The 24,980-nt window shown below is 68.9% G+C and carries 24 protein-coding genes; 17 read left to right on the plus strand and 7 right to left on the minus strand.

Annotated features, from left to right (window positions below):
* The first annotated feature begins 3 nt into the window (after window positions 1-3).
* The gene (locus tag RYH80_RS17110; RefSeq protein ID WP_370905301.1) at window positions 4-1,893 is read left to right on the plus strand and encodes a methyl-accepting chemotaxis protein; all 1,890 of its coding nucleotides are present in this window, start codon (window positions 4-6) and stop codon (window positions 1,891-1,893) included.
* A gap of 43 nt (window positions 1,894-1,936) precedes the next feature.
* Here the strand turns inward: RYH80_RS17110 and RYH80_RS17115 are convergent, their stop codons facing one another.
* On the minus strand, window positions 1,937-3,340 hold the full coding sequence (locus RYH80_RS17115) for an MATE family efflux transporter (RefSeq protein ID WP_370905440.1): 1,404 nt from the start codon (window positions 3,338-3,340) through the stop codon (window positions 1,937-1,939).
* 376 nt (window positions 3,341-3,716) lie between these two features.
* Window positions 3,717-3,983 (minus strand): hypothetical protein, encoded by a 267-nt coding sequence (locus RYH80_RS17120; protein ID WP_370905302.1) that lies wholly within the window; start codon window positions 3,981-3,983, stop codon window positions 3,717-3,719.
* A 145-nt stretch (window positions 3,984-4,128) separates the two neighbouring features.
* Here RYH80_RS17120 and RYH80_RS17125 point away from each other — a divergent pair, with 145 nt between their 5' ends.
* Both RYH80_RS17125 and RYH80_RS17130 read left to right on the plus strand, forming a co-directional pair.
* A complete protein-coding gene (locus tag RYH80_RS17125; RefSeq protein WP_370905303.1) occupies window positions 4,129-4,449 on the plus strand; it encodes a hypothetical protein in 321 nt (106 codons plus the stop codon).
* Window positions 4,450-4,615: 166 nt separating this feature from the next.
* Window positions 4,616-6,079 (plus strand): MFS transporter, encoded by a 1,464-nt coding sequence (locus RYH80_RS17130; protein ID WP_370905304.1) that lies wholly within the window; start codon window positions 4,616-4,618, stop codon window positions 6,077-6,079.
* A gap of 181 nt (window positions 6,080-6,260) precedes the next feature.
* Here RYH80_RS17130 and RYH80_RS17135 read toward each other — a convergent pair whose 3' ends face one another.
* Together RYH80_RS17135 and RYH80_RS17140 are read right to left on the minus strand one after the other, a co-directional pair.
* Window positions 6,261-7,535 (minus strand): hypothetical protein, encoded by a 1,275-nt coding sequence (locus RYH80_RS17135; RefSeq protein ID WP_370905305.1) that lies wholly within the window; start codon window positions 7,533-7,535, stop codon window positions 6,261-6,263.
* Between the two features lie 112 nt (window positions 7,536-7,647).
* Window positions 7,648-8,556: a DUF7351 domain-containing protein gene (locus RYH80_RS17140; RefSeq protein WP_370905306.1), complete on the minus strand. Its 909-nt coding sequence runs from the start codon at window positions 8,554-8,556 to the stop codon at window positions 7,648-7,650.
* 273 nt (window positions 8,557-8,829) lie between these two features.
* Here RYH80_RS17140 and RYH80_RS17145 point away from each other — a divergent pair, with 273 nt between their 5' ends.
* Window positions 8,830-9,651 (plus strand): cytochrome b family protein, encoded by an 822-nt coding sequence (locus tag RYH80_RS17145; RefSeq protein ID WP_370905307.1) that lies wholly within the window; start codon window positions 8,830-8,832, stop codon window positions 9,649-9,651.
* A gap of 40 nt (window positions 9,652-9,691) precedes the next feature.
* Here the strand turns inward: RYH80_RS17145 and RYH80_RS17150 are convergent, their stop codons facing one another.
* The 3 genes from RYH80_RS17150 to RYH80_RS17160 form a co-directional block, all read right to left on the minus strand.
* Entirely contained in the window at window positions 9,692-11,062 is a 1,371-nt protein-coding gene (locus tag RYH80_RS17150; RefSeq protein ID WP_370905308.1) for an ABC transporter permease, read from the minus strand.
* Window positions 11,063-11,246: 184 nt separating this feature from the next.
* Window positions 11,247-12,236 (minus strand): ABC transporter permease, encoded by a 990-nt coding sequence (locus tag RYH80_RS17155; RefSeq protein ID WP_370905309.1) that lies wholly within the window; start codon window positions 12,234-12,236, stop codon window positions 11,247-11,249.
* Between the two features lie 372 nt (window positions 12,237-12,608).
* A complete protein-coding gene (locus RYH80_RS17160) occupies window positions 12,609-12,851 on the minus strand; it encodes a hypothetical protein (RefSeq protein WP_370905310.1) in 243 nt (80 codons plus the stop codon).
* A 145-nt stretch (window positions 12,852-12,996) separates the two neighbouring features.
* Here RYH80_RS17160 and RYH80_RS17165 point away from each other — a divergent pair, with 145 nt between their 5' ends.
* The 13 genes from RYH80_RS17165 (at window position 12,997) to RYH80_RS17225 (ending at window position 24,964) form a co-directional block, all read left to right on the plus strand.
* Window positions 12,997-14,310 carry a DUF4112 domain-containing protein gene (locus RYH80_RS17165; RefSeq protein ID WP_370905311.1) on the plus strand — a complete coding sequence of 438 codons (1,314 nt, stop codon included), beginning with the start codon at window positions 12,997-12,999 and terminating at the stop codon, window positions 14,308-14,310.
* On the plus strand, window positions 14,307-14,792 hold the full coding sequence (locus RYH80_RS17170) for a hypothetical protein (protein ID WP_370905312.1): 486 nt from the start codon (window positions 14,307-14,309) through the stop codon (window positions 14,790-14,792). The genes RYH80_RS17165 and RYH80_RS17170 overlap by 4 nt, the downstream gene beginning before the upstream one ends.
* Window positions 14,793-14,927: 135 nt before the next feature.
* The gene (locus RYH80_RS17175) at window positions 14,928-15,290 is read left to right on the plus strand and encodes a hypothetical protein (RefSeq protein WP_370905313.1); all 363 of its coding nucleotides are present in this window, start codon (window positions 14,928-14,930) and stop codon (window positions 15,288-15,290) included.
* Window positions 15,287-15,856: a hypothetical protein gene (locus tag RYH80_RS17180; protein WP_370905314.1), complete on the plus strand. Its 570-nt coding sequence runs from the start codon at window positions 15,287-15,289 to the stop codon at window positions 15,854-15,856. The genes RYH80_RS17175 and RYH80_RS17180 overlap by 4 nt, the downstream gene beginning before the upstream one ends.
* Before the next feature lie 389 nt (window positions 15,857-16,245).
* Window positions 16,246-16,482, plus strand: a complete 237-nt coding sequence (locus RYH80_RS17185; protein ID WP_370905441.1) for a hypothetical protein — start codon at window positions 16,246-16,248, stop codon at window positions 16,480-16,482.
* Window positions 16,483-16,761: 279 nt separating this feature from the next.
* Window positions 16,762-17,922, plus strand: a complete 1,161-nt coding sequence (locus RYH80_RS17190; RefSeq protein ID WP_370905442.1) for an MFS transporter — start codon at window positions 16,762-16,764, stop codon at window positions 17,920-17,922.
* Between the two features lie 112 nt (window positions 17,923-18,034).
* A complete protein-coding gene (locus tag RYH80_RS17195) occupies window positions 18,035-19,099 on the plus strand; it encodes a hypothetical protein (RefSeq protein WP_370905315.1) in 1,065 nt (354 codons plus the stop codon).
* A 150-nt stretch (window positions 19,100-19,249) separates the two neighbouring features.
* Window positions 19,250-19,399, plus strand: coding sequence for a hypothetical protein (locus tag RYH80_RS17200; RefSeq protein ID WP_370905316.1), 150 nt, complete (start codon window positions 19,250-19,252; stop codon window positions 19,397-19,399).
* Entirely contained in the window at window positions 19,400-20,515 is a 1,116-nt protein-coding gene (locus RYH80_RS17205) for a FecCD family ABC transporter permease (protein ID WP_370905317.1), read from the plus strand. It begins immediately after the preceding gene.
* The gene (locus RYH80_RS17210; protein WP_370905318.1) at window positions 20,515-21,420 is read left to right on the plus strand and encodes an ABC transporter ATP-binding protein; all 906 of its coding nucleotides are present in this window, start codon (window positions 20,515-20,517) and stop codon (window positions 21,418-21,420) included. The genes RYH80_RS17205 and RYH80_RS17210 overlap by 1 nt, the downstream gene beginning before the upstream one ends.
* A 55-nt stretch (window positions 21,421-21,475) precedes the next feature.
* Window positions 21,476-22,723, plus strand: coding sequence for an ABC transporter substrate-binding protein (locus tag RYH80_RS17215; protein ID WP_370905319.1), 1,248 nt, complete (start codon window positions 21,476-21,478; stop codon window positions 22,721-22,723).
* A gap of 7 nt (window positions 22,724-22,730) precedes the next feature.
* The gene (locus tag RYH80_RS17220; protein WP_370905320.1) at window positions 22,731-23,603 is read left to right on the plus strand and encodes an NAD(P)/FAD-dependent oxidoreductase; all 873 of its coding nucleotides are present in this window, start codon (window positions 22,731-22,733) and stop codon (window positions 23,601-23,603) included.
* A gap of 104 nt (window positions 23,604-23,707) precedes the next feature.
* Window positions 23,708-24,964, plus strand: a complete 1,257-nt coding sequence (locus tag RYH80_RS17225) for an ABC transporter substrate-binding protein (RefSeq protein ID WP_370905321.1) — start codon at window positions 23,708-23,710, stop codon at window positions 24,962-24,964.
* Window positions 24,965-24,980: the final 16 nt, after the last annotated feature.

Below are 24,980 nucleotides of genomic sequence, written 5' to 3' on the forward strand. Positions count from 1 at the left end.
AAAATGAACACACAGAACAATACTGCCGGGGGCTCGGAGGGCCGATTGCGGCGCTTCCTCCGGGACGTTCCCGACGGTCGGTCGATGGGCGAGGAGATGTGGCGCGGTCGCCACCGGAAGATCCTGCTCGCTCTCGCGGCCCACGTTCCGGTCCTCGCCGCGCTGGGACTGTTCAGCGGCACGATGCCGGTGACGGAGGCGACGATCCCCGTGACGCCGCTCTGGATCGTCGGCACGGAACTCGCGGTGTTCGCCGCGACGATCGCGGTCGCGTGGAGCGGTCGGCCACGACGCCGGGTGCGGACGCTTCTGTCCGCGTTCGGCTGGATGCTCGCGTCGATGATGCTCGTCCAGTTCTCGGGCGGATACATCGAGGCGCACTTCCACTTCTTCGTCGCCGTCGGCGTGCTGGCGAGCTACGAGGACTGGCTCCCGTTCGCCGCGGGGATCGGGTACGTCGTCTTGGGTCACGGGGCCTTCGCGACGGTTCTCGACGCCTCGCGCGTCTACAACCACGCCGCCGGAGCGGCCAACCCGTGGGTCTGGGGTGGGATCCACGGCCTGTTCGTGTCGCTGCTCGCCGTCTCCGAACTCTCGAACTGGCAGTCGATCGAACGGTCGCGTCGCGAGGCGAGCGACCAACTCGCGGAGGCGGAACGCCAGCGCGAACTGGTGACGGACGCCGAGGCCGCCCAGGCGGAGGCGGAACGTCGCGAGGCGGAGATCGCCGCGTTGAAACAGGAGCTCGAGACCACCGCCGAGCAGTACCGGGGGACCATCGCGGAGGCGGCAGACGGCGACTTGACCGTCCGACTCGACCCGGACGTCGACGACGACGCGATGCGAGCCGTCGCAAACTCGATCAACCAGATGCTCGCGGAGATGGAAGACACCGTGACCGAGGTCCAGTCGTTCGCCGAGGCGGTGGCGGAGAGTTCCGAGTCGGCGACGACCGCGGCGACGACCGTCGAGACGACGAGCGAAGACGTCGGTGGGACCGTCGACGACGTGGAGCGCCGAGTCACGGACCAACGGGACCGACTCGTCGAGGTCGCCGACGAGATGAACACGCTCTCGGCGACCATCGAGGAGGTGGCCTCCTCGGCGACGGAGGTCGAGACCACCGCGACGCGGATGGTCGAGACGGCCGACGACGGCCGGAACGCCGTCGACGACGCGGTCGAAGCCGCCGGTGCGGTCCGCGAGACCGCGACCGAGACCGTCACCGCCGTCGAGACGCTGGACGACCGGATGGCCGAGATCGGCGAGATCACGGCCATGATCGGGGAGATCGCCGAGCAGACGAACCTGCTCGCGCTGAACGCCAACATCGAGGCTGCACGGGCCGACACCGACGGCAGCGACGGGTTCTCGGTGGTCGCCGACGAGGTGAAACAACTCGCCGAGGAGACGCGGGAGGCGACCGGCGAGATCGAGTCACTGATCGCGAGCGCACAGGCACAGACGGAGGCGGTCACAGAGACGGCTCGACGGACCGCCACGCACGCCGACGACGCCGAGACGGCCGTCTCGGCGGCCGGCGACCAGTTCGACGACCTCGCCGACCAGGCAGAGCGGACGACCGGCGGTGTGACCGAGATCAGTCGTGCGACGGACGACCAGGCGGCGAGCACCGAGGAGACGGTCACGATCGTCGACGAGGTGCAGACGGCGAGCGAGCGGACCACCGAGAGCGTCCGGGAGATCGCGACGGTGGCCACACGACAGACCGACGAGGCACAGTCGATCGTCACCGAACTCGGGACACTCGCACGGCAGACGGACACCCTCCGGGAGTCGCTGACGACACTGGTCACCTCGGAGACTGCCGACGCGCCGTCGGCGAGCACACGCGGCCACACCGGCGCCCCGCCCGTGGCCAACTCGCGGTGAGTGACGGCGACGGTCCTCCGCTCCGCCACCGGCGCCTCGGTGCTCAGTCCGTCGGGTCTGGCTCGCCAGGGTCCGGCTCCGCGTCTGGCCCGAGCTCGCGCCCGACGGCGAGCCACGCGCCCGTGCGGAACCGCGCGACGTTGACGACCATCGGGACGAGCGTCTCGGCGAGTACGGCGAGGTAGAGTCCGACGACACCCAGCGCCGTCTCCGTCCCGAGGTACGCCAGGGGGAGCGCGACGAGGTAGAGGCCTGCGAGGGTGGCGAGGAACGGCACCCGCGTGTCGCCCGCGCCACGCAGCGTCCCGGTGACGGAGCCGTCGACACCCAACGGGAGCGCACTGAGCGCCGCGACGGCGACGAACACCGCGGTCGCGGCGACCGCCTCCCCGTCGACGAACACCGAGGCGACGGGCGTCGCGAGGAGGCCGACGACGGCCGCCGACAGCGCGTACACCACCGCCGAGAGCGTCGTGATGTCGCGTCCGTAGGCGACGGCACGCGTCTCCTCGCCGGCACCCAGTGCCTGGCCGACCAGCGTCGAGGCGGCGATGGAGAACCCCCAACTGAAACTGTTGAGCAGCTGTCGGACCTGCCGCGCGACGCCGACCGCCGCGAGCACGACCGGGCCGAACGTCGCAGCCAGCGCGAGCAGTGGGAAGACGAAGACGCCCTGCACGACGCGGCGAGCGACCAGCGGCGTCGCGACGCGGAACAGCTCTCGCACCAGCGCGCCGTCGGGACGCGTGGTCCGGCCCACCGGGAGCGGACTGGCGCCGCGTCCGCGGTAGTACGAGCGCCCGCCGAGCCCCCACGCGAACACCCCGGTGACGATCCCGGTCGAGACGGTGGTGCCGATCGCGGCCCCCACGACGCCGAGGTCGAGTCCGAACACGAGCCCGACGCTGGCGAGGACGTTGAGCACCGCGCCGGCCGCACGGACGGCCATCGGGGTGACGGTGTCGCCGACGCCGGCGTAGGTCCGCGAGGCGACGAGGTTCACCGCCTCGAAGACGATCCCCGGTGCGACGATCGCGAGGTAGGTCGCCCCGAAGCCAGTCGCCGCCTGCCCGCCGCCGACGAGCGTCACCAGCGGCGTCGCGAAGACGTTGTACGCGACCGCGACGGGGACGGCCGCCCCGGCCGCGAGGACGAGACTCGCGGCGACGACCTCACCCGCGCGTTCGCGGTCGTCGCCGCCGAAGTGTTGGGAGACGAGGGCGATGGTACCGCCGGCGAACCCGATGAACGCGAACTTCCCGAGCGTCCAGAAGGCGTTGGCGAGTGTCAGGCCCGCGACCGCCTCGGCGCCGACCGCGACACCGACGACGGCGAGGTCGACCGTCCGTTTGGACATGATCGCGAAGCCGGTGACGATGCGTGGCCACGACAGCGAGAGTGTCTCGCGGAGGCGCTCCTCGGCGACGACGCCGGTCCGGTCCAACAGCGAGACGACGGCACGGCCCGCGGGACGGAGGAGTCCGAAGACGGCGGCGACTGTCGCACGGAGTACACTCGCGAGCCGGTCGGGGAGCGACACACAGTTGCCTGGGCGCGACGGGGCTTCGGCCTGTCGCTTCCGGTCGGTGACCAACTGCCGTGGACCCCACGGCGGCCGGACCCGAGTGACGCCGGTGTCCGTCGAGACCGGTCGGAGGAGGACACGTCGGCGGGGACGGAGGTGGAACGAAGGTGGAGGGTACCAGCGCCAGCGAGGGGCGGCAGCGAGCGAGTGTGGAAGGCGCGAGCGTCCACGTGGGTCCAGCGAGCGAGTGCCGAGGGGACGAGCGCCAGCGGGTCTGTCGTCTGTCGGTCGTTGTCGATCAGTCGTCGCCGAACTGCGAGAGCTCCGCCGTCAGACTCTCGAACTGCGTCGACACGTCCGAGAGGTGGCCGTCGAGGGCAGCGAACTGCCGTTCGCTCTCCTCGAGTCCCGTCTTCAACTCGCCGTAGTGACTCGTGGACTCGTCGGTGGGGTCCGTCTGGCCGGTCGTCTCTCTTACCGACGGGCCGGCCTCTCTCGTCGCGGACGGCGTCGGCTCGGGTGCTGTCGCGTCGGATCTCGTCTCGGTGGTGGGGCGCGTCGACATCGTGACTACTACTGGGACCGCCACCCGCATGGGTCCCGATGCTCACAACCGAGTGACCTCGCACAGCCGGGGCTAACTATACAGACTCGGTCGACGACGGCGTCACACCCACCATTCAGGTGGCCCGAGCACGTACAGTGTCACCGTGCATCAGGGACTGCCAGGGAACTACCACACGCGGGACGTGATCGCCGGCGAACTGTTCGACGACGACGGAGCGGTGGGCGGTCGCTCGGCAGCCGACGACGGAGCGGTGGGTGACCGGACGCCGACCGACGACGGGCCGGCCACCGACGGAACGTCCACGAGCACGACGACGAACGGCGGGCGTCGAGAGGCGTCCACCCGCGCACCGTACGAGACGCCGAAACGGCGCCGCGAGACCGACGCTGACTTCTACGATCCCGACGACGACGACCCGCTGACGGGGGCCGACATCCTCACTGGCCCCGCCGCCGAGGAGTAGTCGCCACTCCGACCCGACTCCGTCGGCCACCGGTCGACTCCACCGACGCGACCTCTCCCACACCGCTCGACCTACCACACGTCCGACAGAAACCCGATTCTGTCCCGCGCTCGACAGAAGTGTAATTCGGCTTACACTTACGGCGATCGCGCGGCTGGTCTCTCTCGTGTCACTGCTCAGATCCAATCGGGAGTTCAGGCGACTGTTCGTCGGTCGACTGACGACGAACGCGGGCGACAGTCTGTACGCGATCGCGGCGATGTGGCTCGTCTGGGAGTTGACGAGAGACCCGTTGTTCACCGGCGTCGCGGCGTTCCTCACGCAGGCGCCGTCGGCGCTGGGGTTCCTCGTCGGGCCGCTCGTCGACCGTTGGGACCTCCGGCGTGTGTTGGTCGTCGTCCAGGCCGTGCAGGCGGTGTTGGTGCTCGCGGTGCCGCTCGCGTCCCTGACGGGGACGCTGTCCGTCTGGGTCGTCTTGCTCGTGATGCCGGTGCTGGCCGCCGTCGACCAGTTCACCGGTCCGGCGCAGACGGCCGCGCTGCCACTCGTGGTCGACGACGACCGGCTGACGCGTGCGAACTCGCTGTTCGCCACGACCGCCGGCGCGGCGAACGGCGTGTTCAACGCGCTCTCGGGGGTGCTCGTTGCGCTGACGGGTGCCGTCGCGCTGTACGCGCTCGACGCCGTCACCTTCGGCGTCGCCGCGCTGCTGTTCCTCGGGCTGCGACTCGACGGGGACGAGGAGACGGCCGAGACCGAGGTGGACGGCCGCTCGGCCGAGAGCGACGTCGCGGAGGGATCGACCGACACCGACGTGGACGCAGACGAGAGCGGCCCGGACGAGACCACGGGAGCAGCCGAGGCCGACGGCTTCGACTGGGCCGGGTACGCGGACGAACTCCGGTCGGGCGCGCAGTACCTCCGTGGGTCCGTGTTGGTCCCCGTCGTCGTCGGCGCGCTGGTGGTGAACTTCACCTCGGCGGCGACGATGGCGGTACTCCCGGCGTTCGCGGCGGAGTTCTCCGGTGCGCAGTCGTACGGGTTCCTGATGGCCGCGTTCGCGGTCGGGAACCTCGCCGGCACCGCCGCAGCCGGTGTCCTCCCGGACAGGCCGTTCGGCGAACTCGCCGTCGTCTGTCCGTTGGTGACCGGTGTGGGGTTCGTTGCGGTCGCGTTCGTCGACTGGTTCCCGGCCGTCCTCGCGCTCGTCGTCGTCGCGCTGGTGCCGATGGGACTGTTCAACGTCACCTTCCAGTCGCTGGTCCAGTCCGTCGTCGCGGACGACCTGCTCGGACGGGTCTCATCGCTGCTGAAGAGCGGCACCTCCGTCGCGATGCCGATCGGCTCCGTCGTCGGTGGTGCCGCGGCGGGCGTCGTCGGCGTCCGCGGGTTGATCCTCGGGCAGGCGGTGGCGATCGCGACGCTCGGCCTCGCGTTCGCCGTCTCCGGGCGACTGCGCTCGATTCCCACCGTCGCCGACGCCGACCCGAGTGCCCTCGGGTTGGGGGCGGACCCGGACCGAGCCGACGCGACGAGTGTGTCGGCGTCTCCCGGCGAAGGGCACACGGACGACGCCGGTCACGAGCCCGACGACGACGCGCTCGGTCCGCGGACCGACGCCACCGAGTGAGCGGTCGGTCCGGCTCCGACACGGTTCGGACCCCCCGTGTGCGAAGTGTAGATTCGTCTGGAGGCAGCAGAGGAGTACTCTCGGTGGGGCTCGTGATACTCGCCTCGTAGCACCCCGTACACCGAAGTCGGCCGTGCGCGGTGGTCTGCCGAACGTGGGATCACTGTGTCGAGGGTCCTGGTTACCCGCGTCTCTCGTCGACCGCACGGACGAACCCCGCCGGGTCGATCAACGGGGCGACGCGTCGTGTCGTCCCGTCTCGCGTGTCGACCTGCACGACGTCGCGGTCGAAGGGCACCGTCTCGATCACTCCCAGCAGTCGCCGCCCGACGGATCGGTCGGTCGTCTCAACGTTCGACACGTCGGCCAGCGAGAGGCACCACTGTACCTCCGCGGTGAGCGTGTCGTACGCGACCACGTGATCTTCGTAGAGTCTGAGCTCGTCGTTGGCGGTCCCGAGCCACCGGCAGACGGCTCCGGTCGGGAAGCCGACCACCGGACCGGCGACGACACCGACGAGCACGCCGTCGACCGCGACGCTGAGCGATCCGGAGACGACGAGTCCCATCCCGCCGAGCAGTGCCGCCAGGAACACCCCCACGACGACCGTGTAGGTGATCCCGGTGTTCACCGCGAGTCGCCGTGCGACCGTGCGATCGACCGGGAACGACCCGATCGGAGTCTCGTCTCTCTCTCCGGTCGCTCCGTCGTCGGGGACACACCGGCCGCCGTCGTCCGATTCGCGCTCGTCACCCGTCGACTCGTCCGCGCTCTCGTCGGCCAGGTCGTGACCGAACGGCCACGGGCGAATCCCACAGTCGTACCAGTCGAACGGGTGTCGGACCCCGACGGCGATCACCGTCGCCGCGGTCACGTCTGCCGCCGTCGGCGGTGCGGCGGCGAGGACCACCACGGCGACACACCCCAACACCCCCGAGACGAGGAGCTCTCGCCCCCGACGCACGGTCCGTGGCGACGCCGCCGCGTACCGTCCGGTCGCCGTCCAGGCCCGGATCACCAGCGAGTGTCTCGTCGCGATCAGGATGAGCCCCGGAACCAGCGCGAGTCCCAGTCCCCCCTCCAACGGCTCCGAGACCGTCAGTGTGAACACGACGACGGGGAGCAGTGCGAGGAGCACACTCCACTGTTCGACGACGTACGGGAGGTTGCGCGGGGAGACCGCCGGTAGTCGGGGGTGGAGTCGGACCGATCCCCGCCGATCACGGACCGTGTCGTACAACGACTCGAGGATACCGTAGGGGTCCGACGCCGGTGGCTCCGCCGCCGGTCGCCCGGCCGCGGCCCGCTCGAACAGCACTCTGGCGACGCCGACCACCACGTCGACGACGAGCAACAGTGCGACTGTCAGGGCGCTCTCCGACAGCAGGGCGGCGACCACCAACGTCGCGTGGAACCCGACGAGGGCGACCACCGATCCGACCGTCCTGTGGTCCATCCGTGCGCCTCCGAACGTCCGGCCTCACTTCAGTCTCGTCGGTCTCCGACCGGTGGGCCGTCCACGACGCTCGTTACGAGGTGTCTCCTAAGAGTACCCGCCGACTGGCCCGTCACACCCGCTCCGTCTCGACCACCGACGCAGTGTCGTCGACGGTCACGACCAGTCGCTCGTCGTCGACCGCGAACGTCACTCGGAGTCGCGACTCGTCACCCTCGTTCGTCGTTCGTGCCGACTCCGGGTCGAGGAGCGGTGCGAGTTCCCACGCGTAGCGTTCCCGCAGGTCGACACCCGCGTCGGTCAGCAGCGAGACGACGGCTGGATCGGCGAGGAGGACGGCGCCGACGTTCAGACGTGGCTCCGCACCACAGACGCGACAGTCGAACCGCACCCCCAGCTCGCGGCGGTGCGCGACGGCCTCGTCGTCGGTGTCGCCGACGAGCGTCGCGTCGACGCGCCCATCACAGTGCGTGCAGAAGCCCCGCGCGAGCCGTTCGGCGGTCCGGCGGAGGTGGTCACTGACGACGCGTACGACCGACTCTCGCCGTGAGGACTCCCGCTCTGCAGGGTCTCGCTCTGCCGACTGGATCACCGCCGGCGGCACGGCCGTCTCCGCGGCCAGGAGGCCACACTCCGGACACGCCACGGTCGCCACACCCGCCTCGTAGCGGAGTTCGGTGGTCGCCGGACAGGAGAGACACTCGCCCGCCGGCGTCGCGTCGACGGTCGGCCCGTCCCGGCCGTCCAGCCGGCCCGAGACGGCGACTCCGACCACCTGTCGCCCGGCGTACGTCAGCGTGTAGCGGTCTTCGACCGACTCGACGAACGCGGGTTGCAACTCGTTCAGGTGGTAGTTGAACGTCCCCGAGTCCGGCCCACCCACGCGCTCCCGCAACGCAGAAAAGGACAGTGGGTCCGGGAACGCGAGCCACAGCTCGCGGACGACCGCTACCCGGAGGTCGTTCGCGAGGAGCCCGAACACGTCGGCCAGTTCCGACGGAGAGGGTGTCTCGAACGCCACTGGTCGGCTCTCTCGCGCCAGCGGGTTTGTGTGTTGTGAACCGGCTCGGTCCGGGACGGGAGAGTGGTAATAGCTCTTACAGGAACCGTCTCCTGCGAGCGTTTACACCTCCCCGTCCACTGAGTGGTCACCTGTCGGTGTTCGGAGAGGAGTTCGACCACGAGCCCTCCGAGGTGTCGGCGAGCGCTCGAGGACCCGACGCCAGTCTCACGAGTGGTCTGGCGTCGTGGCCGAGCGAGCCACGACGACCCCGGAGTCAGACACGATCACACGATGACAGAGACAGACGAGGCGGACACGGACGGAGCCGAGAACAGCCCGCGAGCGTCGTCGCCGGACGACGACCGGACGCCGCCACGGACGGACGGCGGCGGCACCGGAGTCGTCGCACCGGACGACGAGACACCCACCTGGCGCGAGCGCAAAGAGCGCACGCAGGGACTCTCGCGACTCACCTACGAGTACTTCGAACGCTCTCGCCGGGAGGACGAGGACCTCCGGCGAGAGTCGGACTACGTCGAACGGGACGTGTTGGCGTTCCCGACGTGGCCCCACGAGGTCGTGCGGAACCTCGCGATCGGGTGTTTCTTCGTCGGCATCCTGCTGTTCCTGGCGGCGACGCTGCCGCCACACATCGGTGCACCCGCGAACGCACAGGACACGCCGGAGATCATCCTGCCAGACTGGTACCTCTACTGGTCGTTCGGGCTGTTGAAGCTCGGTCCGCTCAACCCCGAGCTGTCGATCCTCGACGGTTCGAAGCTGATGTCCGACCGGATGTTCGGCGTGTTGACCAACGTCATCGTCGTCGGTGCCATAGCGGTCGTCCCGTTCCTCAACAAGGGGTCGGCGCGACGCCCCGTCGAACAGCCGTTCTGGGCGGCGGTCGGTGTCGGCGGGACGACGTTCGCGTTCACGCTGGCCGTCTACTCCGCGAAGAACCTCGTCCCGATGGACCCGACGCTGTTGTTCGATCTGACGTTCCTGCTGCCGATCCTCACCGGGGCGGTCTCGTACGCCGTCCTCAAGACGATGCGCGAGGGGTACATGTACGACCTCAACCGCCGGTACTACCGACTGCGGCCGCCGAAGTGAGCTCGCGGTCGACCGTCACCCCCGCAGGGGGCTGCGATCCTCAGAGGGTGGTCTGTGCGTCAAGCGCGTCCCGGAGTGCGTCGCCGACCACGGTCACCGCGACGACGGTTCCCGCGAGGAAGGCGACCGGAACCGTCGAGACCCACCAGATGTCGAGGAACGGTGCCTGTGCGCGGAACCCCTGCGAGATCGAGAGTCCCCACGACGGGACGCTCGTGTCGTTCAACAGGAGGAACGAGATCGCCGCCTCGGCGAAGAGGATCGCCGGAATCCGTTGTGTGACCGCCGTGGCGACCGTCCCGCCGAGGTTCGGGAGGACGTGTCGGACGACGAGCCGGACGTGACCGACGCCGTGGACGACTGCGGCGTCGACGAACGACGTCTCGCGCAACTGGACCACCTCGTCGCGGACGACGCGCGCGACCCCACCCCAACTCGTCAACCCGAACACGAGGACGAGCAGGAACAGACTCTGTCCGAGCGCGTACGTGAGGACGATGTACACGAGGAACGCCGGAACCGTCTGCTGGACGTCGACGTACCGCATCGCGAGCGTGTCGACCCACCCACCGACGTACCCTGCCAGCGTCCCCACGACCGCCGCGACCGGCACCACCAACACCCCGACGACGACCGCGACCTGGAGACTCACACGCATCCCGCGCACGATCACGACGGACATCGGGATGCCCTGTCTGTTCGTCCCGAGCGGGGACTGCAGTGTCCCCGGACACCCGGCGTCTGTCAGTGTCCCGACACAACCGGTGACGACCGACGCGGGGGCGGTGAACCCCAGCGGCGGTTGGTTCGATCGTGCGAGGTCGCTCGTCACGTCGGCCACCAACGACGGCCCGACGAGGCCGAGTCCGACGAACGCGACGAGGTACGCCGTCGCGACCCCGACGGCCGGTCGCGCTCGACAGGTCTCGAGCACTCGCGTCCGGCGGTCCGGGTCCGTCACGACCGGGACGACGACGGCCCCGAGACAGACGAGCGCGGGGACGAACAGCCAGTCCGTCTGTGTCGGGTCGGCCCCGAACAGTGGTGTCGCGTCCGGTGGCGCCGCGTAGTCGACCGCGAACGCGGCACCGACGACGGCGAGACACGTGAAGAGTGCCAGTCCACGACGCCCCGGGTAGATCGGGGCTCGCCCGTCTCCGTCGAACGTGACCGCGTCCAGCGAGGTGGACCCCGACGCTGTCGTCGTGTCGGCGTCCGGCTCTCCGCCGTCGGTCCGCGGCGCGCTGCCGTCTCTCTCGGTCGCCTCGTCGTCGCTCCCCTCCGTTCTCCCGCCACTCCCGGCCGTGCCGCCCTCTCTCTCACCCTGGTCGTCGCTTCCACTGGCGTCGGGAGCGTCGGAGTGCGTCGCCGGCGCGCCGCGCTCGCGACGCTCCGTCTCGTCTCGGTTCACGTCTCGCCGCCGGTCGAACACCGACGGTCGTCACCGCGAGAGTCACACCTGGGGACCATACCGCCCGGTCGGTTCCCGTCTCGTCGGATAACTGTTGTGGTGGCCCGGGCGGAGACGACCGCTCCTCGTGGCGCGGTGGCACAGACGAGGTGCCGGTCGACGAGACCCCGCTCGAGCGTGTGGACTACTCGTCGATCCGGGGGTCGAGACGCGTCGTCGCGACGTCTTTGAGGAAGGTGCCGAGGACGCCGGTGGCCGCGACGACGAGCGTGACACCGACGATCACCGGTAGGTCCCGGTTCTGGACCGACCGGAGGGTGAGGAGTCCGAACCCGGGCACGTCGAAGACGAACTCGATCACGACGACACCCAACACCAACACCCCGAGCAGGTTCGAGAGCACCAGCGAGAGGAGCGGGAGCGCGGCCACCCGGAGGACGTGTCGCGCGACCCGGGGCCGACTCGCTCCCTTCGCACGCACCACCTTGACGAACGTCTCGTCGCGGGTGTCGAGCACTCTCGTCCGGACGTACCGCGCCAGCGTCGCGATCAGTCCGGTCCCGAGCAACAGTGCGGGGAGCACCAGTTTCTCGAGGTTCTTCCTCGCCCACAGACCACGGTCCAACTCGTAGCCGGTCAGTGTGAGGATGCCGAACTCCCACACCGCGACCGACAAGACGACGCTGGCGATCCAGAAGTTCGGGACGGCGTAGGTCGTGTACGACACCAGCGTCGCCACTCGCGAGAGAGAGTCGTCGTCTTCGAGCCCGGCGTACGTGCCGACGACGGTCCCTCCGAGTACCGCGACCGCGAGCCCCGGGAGTGTGTACTGGAGCGTGATCACGAGCCGTCGGGCGACGAGCGGGGTGACGAACTGCCCGGTGCGGTAGGAGACGCCGAGGTTCAGCGTCGCTACGCTCTGCATCCAGGCGAGGTACCGGTCCAACACCGGCTCGTCGAGGTTCCGCGCCTCGCGGTAGCCGCGGAGAGCCTCCTCGACGGCCGCCGAGACGTTCTCGCCGCCCGCGAGTGCCGTCTGCGCAGCCTCGAACCTGATCAGCCCCTCGTTGGGGTCGTCCGTGAGCGCGACGAACGCGAAGGCGACGGAGACGACGGCCCACAGCGCGACGAACGAGAGGAGTGCACGACGGAGGAGCCACCACCGTCGCGTCATCGTCTCTCTCCGACAGCTACCGCCGTCACGGTGTGTCGTCTCGTCGGTCGTCTCACCGTCTTCGGTCGCGTCGTCTCGCGAGTGGCTCGCCGCTCCGTCGTCTCGAGGCCGTGTGTCGTGACCGTCGGACGCCGGCCACGAGCGGTTCGGGTTCGGGGGACCATCTGTGAGCGCCGACCGGCAGTGTCGGAACCCCCCGACTAAAACACTGTGCCGGCGACCACCCGACTGTCGGCGAAACGAGACGACACCGTGTGAGGTGGTCACGCCAGCGAGTGGGGACCGGATCGGACGAAGGCGGCGGAGAGGGCCGCTCCCGCGGCTGTGTCCTCGGTCGGGAGGTCGGAGACCGAACCGAACTCGGCGGACGGCTCAGTCGTCGACCGCCTCGACGCGGTCCGTCTGCTCGTCGCCGGCGGCGTCCGCGTCGGGTGCCGACATCCCAGTCATTCGGTCGGCCCGCTCCTCGTAGGCGACCGCCATCGCTCCACAGACGAGCGACAGCGTGCCGAACAGGGCTCGCCGTCGGTCTTCGCCGACGATCGACAGTGCCGCGAACGCACCCGTCAACGCACCCAACAGGTACGCCCGGGCTCGTGCTGTCGGGAGTGTCACGCCCGCCCGTTCTCGCCGGAGTGGCTTGACTGCTCGGGATTCCGCGCACTCCGTGTCGTTCTGCAGATCCGACTCGTGACGACGAGACCCGTCGGAACGCCGTCGGACCGGTACGTTTTCCCCTCGGGCGTCGGATACCGGGCGTATGTCGCGATCCGCCGGAACGGGGTCGGGCGGCGGGATCAGCGTGGAGAACGGGACCGACGAGCGACGCGTGGTCGAGATCGGGCCCATCGGCGGCGACACGACGGAGCGGACCGTCGAGCCACGGGGAGCGTTCGTCTGGGGAGAGACCCCCGACGACCGGTTCGACCTCGAGGTGTCGACCGACGAGCACTGGGCCGTCGTCGAGGTCGACGCCGGGACGGACCCGAACGGGATCACTGTCCGCCTGACACGGTCCGGTGTGGTCGTCGATCACCCGGGTGACGTAGAGGGCCCCGACGACACACCGAACTCCGAACACGACCCGACGGGCGACGTGACTACGGACGATCCCTGGGGAGACGGTGCGGAGTCCGCGAGCGAACGTGGGATCGACCTGCTCGGTGGCGGGTCGCCCGACGAGACGACGAGCGGGCCCGAGTCGCCGTCCAGTCGGTCGCCCCCCGACTCACGGCACGGTGATGGGTCGGACGACGACGCCGTCAGTCGGTCCGGCGAGTCCGTCGACACGTCGTCACCCGGCGCTTCTACGTCGTCGGGTGGCGCCGAATCACCCCACGACCCCGCGTCACCTGGTTCCGAGTCCACGAGCGAGTCCCAGTCGCCGTCGTCGACCAGTCACGAGCGCGAACGGGTGCCTGAGGCCGACACGGACGACGACGAGACGGAACACGCGTCGCAGTCCGACACGAGAGGTGACGAGACCCACGCGTCTCCGGGGACCGACACGAACGGCGTGGCGGAGACCCCGTCGGAGCCAGCCTCGCGGACCGCCCAGTCTGCCGGGACGGACGCCGCCGCCGAAGCGACCACGGCCGTCGCGGACCCGGACGCCCCCACACCCGACGCGGCGCGCGAGGCGTTCGAGCGGACGACCGCGATCGACGAACGCCTGGACGAGTTGGAGCGGCGTGCGGTGTGGCTCGACGAGGAGTTCCGGATCCCGCTGACGAACACACGAGTCGGTGTCTCCTCGATCGTCGGGCTGCTGCCGGGCGCCGGTGACGGGCTGATGTTCCTCGTCGCCCTGTCGTTGGTGTACCACGGACTGCGACTCGGTGCGCCGACGCGGACCTTACTGTGGATGTCGGTGGTACTCACGGTCGAGTTCGCGGTCTCTGTCGTCCCGGTGGTGGGTGACCTCGTCGGGCTCCTCTGGTCGGCGAACGTCCAGAACGTCGGGTACCTCCGCGCGAACCGCGAGTCACTGGACGGCTCGACCAACTGGGTGTTCGTCCTGCTGTTGTGTTCGCCCTGGATCGTGACGCTTCTCGCGGTGGTGAGTCTCCTGTGACGACGAGTACGCCCGGTTACTTCACGACGACCGAGACGACTCGATCCGAACCGGAGACACTCGTCGAGGGTCGGCTGTTCCTCACGGACACGGAACTCGTCTGTGGTGCGGGGACTGGACCCGTCACGAGTGGGTACGCGGGAGCGGTCGACGACCACGCCGGGTCGACACTCCGGCGACTGTTCGGGGGGCGACTCGATCCTCAGCAGTTCTCCCTCGACGACGCCCGCTCGCGCGAGCGGACCGTCGTCGTGCCCTTCGCGGCCGTCGACGATGTCGCGTCGGTGTCGTGGTCCGGGTCGGACCTGTCGGGCACGGACCAGACGTTCGCCGTCCGTGTCGAGACATCGCGCGTCGACGGGTCACTGCTGCTCCAGTTGGGGCACGGCACCCGCAACCGTGGGAGTGGTCGCGAGCGCCACGACCGACTCCGCACGCTCCTCGCCGTCTCCGCCGACGCGAGTCGGACGGGCAGGGAGTGACTCCGGACGACCGGGTCGTCGAACTGATCTCGCTCCCTCTCTGGGTGCCGTAGAGTATCACTCGCAGTCTGAACCGCCCGGGAGGAGTCGTGCGGCGGAACGATTATACCGCCGTGTGCAAGAGTTGCACATCGAATGAGTGCGAGTGACGATCCTCGGCGGGTTCACTTCCAGTCGCCGGAGTACCTCGTCGACCGTTTGGACGCTATCGCGGAGTTGTTCGATACAGATCGGACGGAGCTGCTCGTCGAGGCGATTCGCGAGTACGTGGAGGAGACAGCGGAGAGTGAGACGTTTCGGGAACTCGTCGCACAGAAGTACTACGACGATCGGCTCGACTTCGAGACAGCCCAACAGTTGGTCGGTACCGAGGCCGCTCAGCGACTCCGACTTCTCAAGCGTGATCTCGACGAAGAACCGCTCGACATCGACCCCGCAGCCGCGGTCGACATCTACGACGGCGATCCGACGACGGTCGATACCGCAGACGACGGATGACCGACCGGCGACTTCGAACCGTCGTCGCCGACACCAGTGGTCTCGTCAGTCTCGCCGTCCCCCGTGCGGACGACGCCGTCGGAACCGACCTCCCCGACCCACTTCGGATCTTCCTCACCTCGTGTGATGTGACGGTGCCACGAGAGGTGGTCACAGAACTCCGCGACATCGCAGAGTACCGGGACATCCACGCCGCAGCCGCGAGCAACGTACTCGACGCTCGGGAGCACTACGCCGTCGAAGACCCGTACGAACGAGACGAGACGCCAGACTCACGACCGGCGTTCGGTCTCGACGAGGGTGAGACCGACGGGGTCGTCCTCGCGAACGCCGTTCCCGTCGACGGGTTTCTCACGGACGAGTTCGGTGGGACCAACTTCCCGTTGATCCACGCCGTTCTCCAGGGCCCTCGGGTCGTCCCGACTCCCCGGTTCGTCGCCGACTACGCCAGGAACGGACACATGGACCTCGAGGTGGCACGGAAGCTGATCACGGCCATCGGCGAGCACCGAAGCTGGGAGAACAGCCCCTACGTCACACGGCTGCTCCAGCAGCTCGCGACGTGAACGAACGTGGGTGCCTCGGGGACCCTCTCTCTCGTGCAGTGTCGGCTCCCCCTACCGGTACGGTCTCGGTCACACTACACTGTGTCTTTTCACATTAACAGTGAGTGCTGCTCGTCGTCACGTATCCCTTCTGCCCCCGCCGTAGCGTCGTCGAACCCGGATATTCGGCGTTTGTAAACCGTATAGGGCGATAGAGAATGGTGTTCTCGCAGGGGGAGAGACCACATCCTGTCAGTACATCCGTGACGTGCAGTGTCGATCGAGTCCGATCGGGCCGAGTAGGGTGGTTCCAACCAGACACCACCTTCCGGGACGGTGATCTGGGTGGCTACGAAGATGGGTGACGGTGAGGAGGGCACACGTGCTCGTGGGCAACAATGGCTAACGGGATGAAGATCGATGCCGACGAACTCCAGACGAACGAGACCGACGACCGGGGCCGGGTGTATCTCGGCACCGAGTACGCGAACAAACGGGTCACGGTGGCCGTCGTCGAGGTCGAGTCCGAGACTCCCGACGAGGCGGAACTGGCCGCCGCGCACCGTGAGGCGTCTGAAAGCGCGGGTAGTCTCGCGGACGAGTGGGACTGCACTTCGGACGAAGCGTGGTCGGAACTTGACGGGTGAGTGACGGCCCCGAGATTCGGCGCGGTGACGTCGTCGTCGTCCGACTCGACCCTCCCGAGGAGACGTCGTCGCGTCGCCCCCGACCCGCCGTACCACTCCTTTCGGTGCAAGTATTACGAAAACCCGAGACACGCATAAGACAACGGTCATGTCGCCTCGATAGCCACCACCGGTGTGGCGTCTCGACGTTCGGCCGTCCGGTCGCGTCTCCCGTCGGTGAGTGTCCTGCAGTACTACCTCTACAAGTCGACGGAGGCGGTGGAGTTCTACCGCCCGATCATGTACCTCTTCTTCATCTCGCGGGGACTGGGGTTCACGGAGATCGCGATCCTCGAGGCGACGTACAACCTGACCACGGTGCTCGGCGAGATCCCGACCGGCTACGTCGGCGATCGCGTCGGTCGCCGCAACAGTCTCCTGATCGGCACGGTGCTGGTCTCGGTGACGTTGGTCGGGATCGGACTGGCCGGTTCCTTCGCGTCGCTCGTGGTGCTGTACGTCTGCTGGTCGACGGGGTACAACTTCCGGTCGGGGAGCGAAGACGCGTGGCTGTACGACACGCTCACCGACGACGACTCCGACGACGAGTTCGCACGAGTGCGAGGGCGCGGTGAGTCCGTCTCGCTGGCGGTCGGGGCGGGCGCCGCAATCACCGGGGGCTACCTCGGTAGCCTCGACCTGTCGTACCCGTGGTTCGTCGCCGCAGCGGTCACGGCGGTCGGGGCGGTCGTCCTCGTCACCGTCGACGAACCGGCGAGCTACGAGGACGCCGAGACGACGGCCCTGACCTTCCCTCGGGCGCTCTCGATCGTCCGGGAGACGGTCTCGGGACGGACCCTCCGTGCGTTCGTGCTCTACTACTACGTCCTCTACGCGGCGGTGACGTACCTCGTGTTCGTGTTCCTCCAGCCGATCTTCGAGACCGTCGTCCTCGGGTTCGGCGTCCCGGCGTCGCGCGTCGAGTCACTGCTCGGAGTGTTCTACGCCGTGTACAGCCTCGTCGGGGCGGGCGTGAGCTACTGCGCCGGGGCGATCCGCGACCGGATCGGTCTCCGAACCTGGTTCTTGTGGCTCCCGTTCGTCGTCGGCGGGGCGTTGGTGGGAATGTACTTCCTCCCCGTGCTGGCGCTGCCGACGTTCGTGGTGGTGCGTGGCCTCTCGGACGTGACCCGCACGTTCGCCGGGCAGTACGTCAACGATCGGGTCGCGACCCTCGGCCGCGCGACGGTTCTCAGCGGGATGGCGATGGTCAGCGGGCTGGCGGTCGTCCCGTTCCAGCTCGGCAGCGGTGTCCTCTCGGACGCCGTCTCGCCGCTGTTCGCGCTCGCCGTCGCCGGTGGTATTCTGGTCGTCTGTGCGGCCCTGATCCGCCTGTGGGAGCCGCCAGTCGAGCCGGACGTTGATGAGAGCGCCGGTGGCGGGAGCGAGCACGGGGTGTAGTTCTCCGGAGACCGAGGACGACACAGCCACGGGTGACGAGCGAATCATCGGCCACGGGAACCACCGCATTGAAACGCCCGGTGAGCGAACCGCACGACGACGATCACCACCGATGAGTGACCCGAACCAGCGACCGACGCCGGGCCGTCTCCGCGACAGCATCCGAGCGGGGACCCACGACGAGACGGTCGCGTATCTCGACCGGCTCGCGGACGCCGACGCCGACACTCGCAAGCGGATCCTCCGGGCCGTGCGGGAGGTCGCCGACGAGGACCCGACCAGTCTCGACGGACTGGCGGAGCCACTCGCGGCGTTCCTGACCGACGAGGAGCGCGCCGTCCGGTTGACGACCGCGAAGACACTGGTCGCCGTCGCCGAACACGACCCCGACGGCGTGGTCCCGGTCGTCGACACGCTGGCAGCTCGGTTGGCCGACGAGACGGCGTTCTACTACGTCCGGGCGCGGTGTGCGGAGGCGTTGGGGTACGTCGCCGTCGAGCGGCCGGACGCGGTGGCGGACCCGGCGACGCTGGCGGACCTCCGGGTCGGGTTGTCGTTCGACCAGCGTGAGGTGCGCGAGAAACTGGCGAAGGCGCTGGCCCACGTCGCACTCGGGGACCCGAGTCGCCTCCGCCACCAGGTCGCGTCGCTGGCCGACCACCTCGGGGACGACGCCGACCTCGTGCGCTACCACCTCTGTACGGCGCTCGTCGTGATCGGCTGTGAGTACCCCGAACGCCTCGACGAGGCCGAGTCGGCGCTCCGGGACCGACTGGCAGCGGAGGAGCCAGACGAGGACCCGTACGTCCGCGGACGGGCGGCAGAGGCCCTCGGGCTGTTGGCCGGATCGGAGGCGGGACTCACGTCGGTGCCCGACCTCGACGTCGTCCCGAGCGACGACGACCCGCCGTCGTTCCTCACCGACCGCCTCGGCTTCTGTCGGTCGCGACGTCACGGGGCGCCGGCCGGATCGTCGGAGACGGCCGAGGCGAGTGAGTCCTCCGAGCCGTCCGAGTCGTCGACAGCCAGCGTGGGCACGGTCGCCTCCGTCCGCGAGGGCACCGAGGCGGTCGTCGCCGAGATGACCGCCCCAGACGGCGAGGAGTGTCCGAGTTGTGGATTGACGCTGCCCAACGGCGGACCGCCGACGTGTCCGGGGTGTGGCGCTCCACGCTGACTCGCGGCGTGACGCCAGCGACTGCTCCCGGGTCCGGCGTCGTGTGACCGTCCGCCCGGCCGGCCCCCGAGCGTGCGACCGTCGGTTTCTTCCGGCCAATCCGCCGTGTGGTCGGAAGGTACTTGTACGCTTTAGGAACGCCTAAACCGTGTGACAGAGGACACCGGTCGACTGGTGAGGCCGACACGACGGTGCAGTGTGGGGGACGACGGCTGGGTCGTCGTCGAGGAGCACTGCCGGATGTGGGACAGTGTCCGGTGTGAGAGACACGGCGCCGGTACCGTGGGGGTGCTCGGATAGATGGCGACCGAGACGGCGTCCGATCCGGAGCAGCCGAGTCGGCGCGAGCGGTGGCTCGGCTGGATCGACGGCTCGCTGCTCACGCTCGTCGTCGGGAGCCTCCTCGTCACCGTCGGCGGGGGGCTCGTCCAGGTGAGCTTCGGCGCGTTCTCGATGAGTATCCTCGAGGCGTGGCGGGCCGTCTTCGACCCGAACGTGCTGTTGTCCGCGCAGGCGTGGGAGGCGTTCCTGCTCGGCGGCGAACTGCCCGAGATGAACAAACGCAGCCTGATCGTCTGGAACATCCGCCTCCCGCGCGTGCTGGTCGGCGTGTTCGTGGGGACGAACCTCGCCGTCTCCGGCGCGATCTTCCAGGCGGTGACGCGCAACGAACTCGCCAGTCCGTTCGTCCTCGGCGTCTCGTCGGGCGCCGGGCTGGCGATCCTGTTGACGCTCGTCGTCTTCTCGGGGCTGTCGGCGGTCCTGCCGATCGTCGCCGCCGTCGGCGGGGCGGTCGCGTTCCTGATCGTCTACGTCATCGCGTGGAAGAACGGCACCTCGCCGGTTCGATTGGTGCTGGCGGGTGTGATCGTCGGGACCGTCTTCGGGAGTCTCCAGACGGGACTGTTCTTCTTCGCCGACGACATCGGCGTCGTCCAGTCCGCCATCGCCTGGACGACCGGCTCGTTGACCGGGACCGACTGGGAACAAGTCCGGATGGCACTGCCGTGGACCGTCCTGGCGATCGGACTCGCACTTGTCAGCTCCCGCCAGTTGAACGTCCTCTTGCTCGGCGAGGAGACCGCGAGTTCCCTCGGGATGAACGTCGAGCGGGTCCGGTTCGCGCTGTCGGGCGTGGCGGTGTTGGCCGCGGCCGCGAGCATCGCCGTCGCGGGGATCGTCGGCTTCGTCGGACTGATCGTCCCGCACATGGTCCGGACAGTCGTCGGGAGCGACTACAAGAAGCTCGTCGTCGGCTGCGTGTTCGCCGGGCCGGCGCTGATGGTCGCCGCCGACGTCGGGGCCCGCCTCGCGTTCGACCCCGTCCAGATCCCCGTCGGGATCGTCACGGGCCTCGTCGGTGGACCGTACTTCCTCTACCTGATGCGCAAACAGGAACAGATGGGTGAGATCTGATGGCACGACAACGAACCGGCGATCCACGGGAGAACGGGCACAGTTCGGACGGTCCAGACGGACACAGTTCGGGACAGACCGACGACGATCCGCCGAGCGAGCGTCCCGGCGGTCGCCTCGCCGGAGAGGACCTCGTGTTGTCGTACCCGACCGGCGACGGGCCGGTGGTCGACGGGGAGTCGATCACGGCCGAGGCGGGCGCGGTGACGGCACTCGTCGGACCGAACGGCTCCGGGAAGAGTACCCTGCTGAAGGGCCTCGCCGACCAACTGGAACCCGACGCGGGGTCGGTCCTCGTAGACGGGCGCTCGGTCCAGTCGTTCGACGAGAAGGAACTCGCTCGGACGCTGGGGCTGCTCTCACAGGAGAGCACCGCCCCCGACAGCATCACCGTCGAGGATCTCGTCTACCACGGGCGGTATCCACACCGCGGGTTCTTCGAGCACACGACCGCCGAGGACGAGCGAGCCATCGACCGCGCCGTCGAGTTGGCCGGCTGTGGCCACCTCCGCGACCGCGAGGTGGGGAGTCTCAGCGGGGGGCAGAAACAACTCGCCTGGATCGCGATGGTGCTCGCCCAGGACACCGACGTGCTCTTGCTCGACGAGCCGACGACGTTCCTCGACTTACACCACCAACTGGAGGTGATGGAGATCGTCGAGACGCTCCGCGAGGAGAGCGACATCACCGTCGTGGTGGTCCTCCACGACATCCAGCAGGCGGCACGCCTCGCCGACGAGATGGTGGCGTTGCGTGACGGGGAGATCCAGGCGCGTGGCCCGCCGGAGTCCGTCGTCACCGAGTCGCTGCTCGCGGAGGTGTTCGACGTCGAAGCCGAGGTCGAACACACCCCACGCGGCCCCCGGATCGACCCGCTGCGCCCCCGACCCGACGGACGCGAGTGACGGCCGACCCGACGGATCGAAACGGTCTTGTACGTTTTAGGTTCGCCTAAATCGTATGGCAGACGAGCCACGAGACGAGACGACGCGAACACGCAGAGAGTACGTGAAGTACGGCGGCGCAGTCGTCGGTGGTGGGCTCCTCGCCGGCTGTGCGGGGCAGTCGGAGTCCGGCGCGGGTGAGACGACGACGGAGACGGCCACCGCGACCGAAACGCCGACACCGACAGAGACGGAGGGAGAGACCGAGACCCCCACGGCGACCGACGAGAGTTGGTCGGTAGAGTTGTCGCCGGTCGGCAGCGTCGAGTTCGACGCCGTCCCGGAGGAGGCGGTCGTCTACTCCAACCACGACGCGGACATCCTCGTGTCACTCGGACAGGCGGACGCGATCCAGTCGCTCGGGTTCCCGGAGAACTACAGCGCCACTTACTACGACGAACTGCCGGGGGTCTCGCTGGACACCGACGACCTGACGCAGATCTACGACGACGGGGTCGACAAGGAGATCTTCTACGAACTCGAAGCCGACGTTCACCACATCGACCCGGTCTGGTTCTCCAGTTGGTCGTCGTTCGACGAGGCGGACGTCGAGGAGTTGTCGTCGAACGTCGCCCCGTTCTTCGCCAACTACCACAGTCGGACGAACGTCGCCCCCGAATCCGCCTCGAACTACCAGTTCTACTCCATCTGGGAACTCGTCGACAAGTACGCCCGTGTCTACCAGGTGCCGGAGCGTGGTGAGCGGCTGAAGGCGATCCGCGACGGAATGCTGGAGGACATCCAGGCGGAACTGCCGCCGGAGTCGGAGCGCCCGGAGGTGGGTGTCGTCTGGTACGACCGCGAGAAGGAGTCGTTCTGGGTGTACCACCTGAACGCGCCCGGGTTCCAGAACGCCCACACGCGGCCGCTGGGTGCGAACGACGCGCTCGCGGAGCTCCCGAGCGGCCCGCGCAGCGGGTGGTCCGACAGCGCACTGATCGGGATGGAGGCGATGCTGGAGGTGGACCCGGACGTGTTGGTCCACTTCTCCGACTGGCAGAACCCCGACGAGGCGACGGAGGCGTTCTTCGCGCTGGAGGACCACCCGGTCGGGAGCCAGTTGACGGCGGTACAGAACGACCGGCTCTACGCCGGCGGCGACGCCTTCCAGGGGCCGATCATCAACATCTTCCAGACGGAACTCACGGCCAAGCAGTTCTACCCGGACCTGTTCGGCCAGCCGCCGGAGCCGGGCAACACCGGCGACCTGGGCGAGTTGTTCGACCCGCAGGCGGTCGCAGACGTGATCACCGGGGACGACTGATCGAGCGATGCCGACGGCACAGTCGGACCCGGACGTGCTCGTCGTCGGCGGGGGGCCGGCGGGCTGTTCGGCGGCCGTCTTCACCGCCAGGTACGACCTCGACACGCTCGTACTGGACCGGGGCCACTCCTCGCTCCAGCAGTGTGCGTTCGTCGAGAACTACCTCGGGTTCCCCGGCGGCATCGACGTGGCGACGCTGTACCGGACGATGCACGCTCACGTCGAGCGAGTCGGCGGAACCGTCGTCGACGACATGGTGACGGAACTCACCGAGACGGACGCCGGGTTCCGCGTCGAGACGCAAGGGGGCACGTACACGGCAGACCGGGTCGTCGCCGCCTCGACGTACGACGTGAGCTACCTCGAGAGTGTACTCGGCGAGCACTTCGAGTCGGACGGTGGCGAGACGTGGCTCGATCCGGAGTTGGCCGGGGAGCGCGGGGAGACACCCGTCGACGGGTTGTGGCTCGCCGGCCCGACCGCGGGAGTCGAGAGCCAGATCGCCGTCGCCGTCGGCCACGGCGCCCGCGTCGGCGTCGCCCTCGTCGAGGCGTACCGCCGCGAGGCGGAGAACATCTGGCCGGGGTCGGCCGACTACACGGACTGGGTCGTCCAACAGGGACGCTACGAGGGCGAAGAGTGGCTGGAGACGGCGACCGGTTGGCACCTGGAGGCCGCACCAGAGGACCGCGACGAGGAGGCGGTCCGGGAACTGGCACGCGACCTCGCGGAGCGCCAGCAGGCCCAACAGATCGGCGAGGCGGAGGTCGCCAGCCGCACCGAGCGCGCCCACCGCCGGCTGCTCGCCCACCTCGACGACGACCTGGTCCTCGAACGGGCACGCGAGATCGAGGCCGAGCGGGCGGCCGGGGACGGCTGAACCGAGAGTGACACCACTCCGGTGACCCACCGATCCCGACGCCGTCGCTGGGTTCCGGCGGAAGTTCGAAACCCACTTCAACTGTTTAGGCTGGCCTAAAACACATGGCACGAGAGCCAGCCGGCGAGGAGGCACCAACACGCAGAGAGTACGTGAAGTACGGGGGCGCAGTCGTCGGTAGCGGCCTGCTCGCCGGCTGTGCGGAGCAGTCGGCGACCGAGACACCGACGGGAACTGAACCGGACACGGAGGCGCCGACGGCGTCGAAGACGGAGACGGAGACCGCGACACCGGACGACGGGTACTCGGTGTCGTTGGCGCCGGCCGGCGAGGTCTCCTTCGAGGAGGTGCCGGAGGAGGTGTTCACCATCCTCGGGCACCACGCCGACATGCTGGTCGCGCTCGGTCGTGGCGACGACATCAACGCCGTGCACGCGCCGGAGTACCACCAGTCGCTGTACGAGAAGTTCCTGCACCACCTGGAGGGTGTCTCCGTCGACTGGGAGGGACTCTACTCCTCGTGGCCGCCGACGAAGGAGAAGCTGTACGAACTCGACAGCGACGTGCACGTCGCCGACCCGGCGAAGGTCGCGACCGCCGACGGGTGGGACGACGACGACGTTCGCGAGGTGGCAGACACCGTCGCCCCGTGGGTCGGGAACACCCTCAGTGGGACGCACGAACAGCCTCCGACTGGCTGGCGCGATCGGTACGAGTACTACACGCTGTGGGAGATCTTCGCGGAGATCGCACGACTGTTCCGAGCGACCGACCGGTACGAGGCGTTGGCCGCCGTCCGGGAGAGCCTCCGCGAGCGGATCGCCACGGACCTCCCGCCGGAGAGCGAGCGACCGACGGCGGCGCTGGTGTTGTTCGCCGCAGAGGAGGAGAAGGCGTGGGGGTACAAGCTGAACCACCCGGGGTACTACGCCGCCCACACGCGCCCGATGGGCGTGACGGACGCACTCGCCGAGGCCGTCGGCGAGGGGTACGGCGACGACGGCCGGAACGTCACCCTCGACTACGAGACCTTGCTGGAGGCCGACCCGGACGTGTTGCTCGTCTTGGGACCGATGACGGGCTACTTCGACCTCGGCGAGATCCGGTCGCGACTGGCCGATCACGAGGTCGCGAGTGAACTCACCGCCGTCGAGACGGGCCGGGTGTACGCACAGGGTGCGCGGCGCCAGGGGCCGATCCTCGAACTGTTCCAGACTGAGATGACGGCGAAGCAACTCTACCCCGACCAGTTCGGCGAGTGGCCGGGCTACGTGGACGGCGAGCCGTACCCGGAGATTCCCGCCGAGGAGCGCCTCTTCGACCGCGAGCGGGTCGCAGACGTGATCCGCGGCGATCTCTGACCCTCGTCGGCCCGGG

The organism is Halobaculum sp. MBLA0147, from assembly GCF_041361345.1.
Classification (GTDB): Archaea; Halobacteriota; Halobacteria; order Halobacteriales; family Haloferacaceae; genus JAHENP01.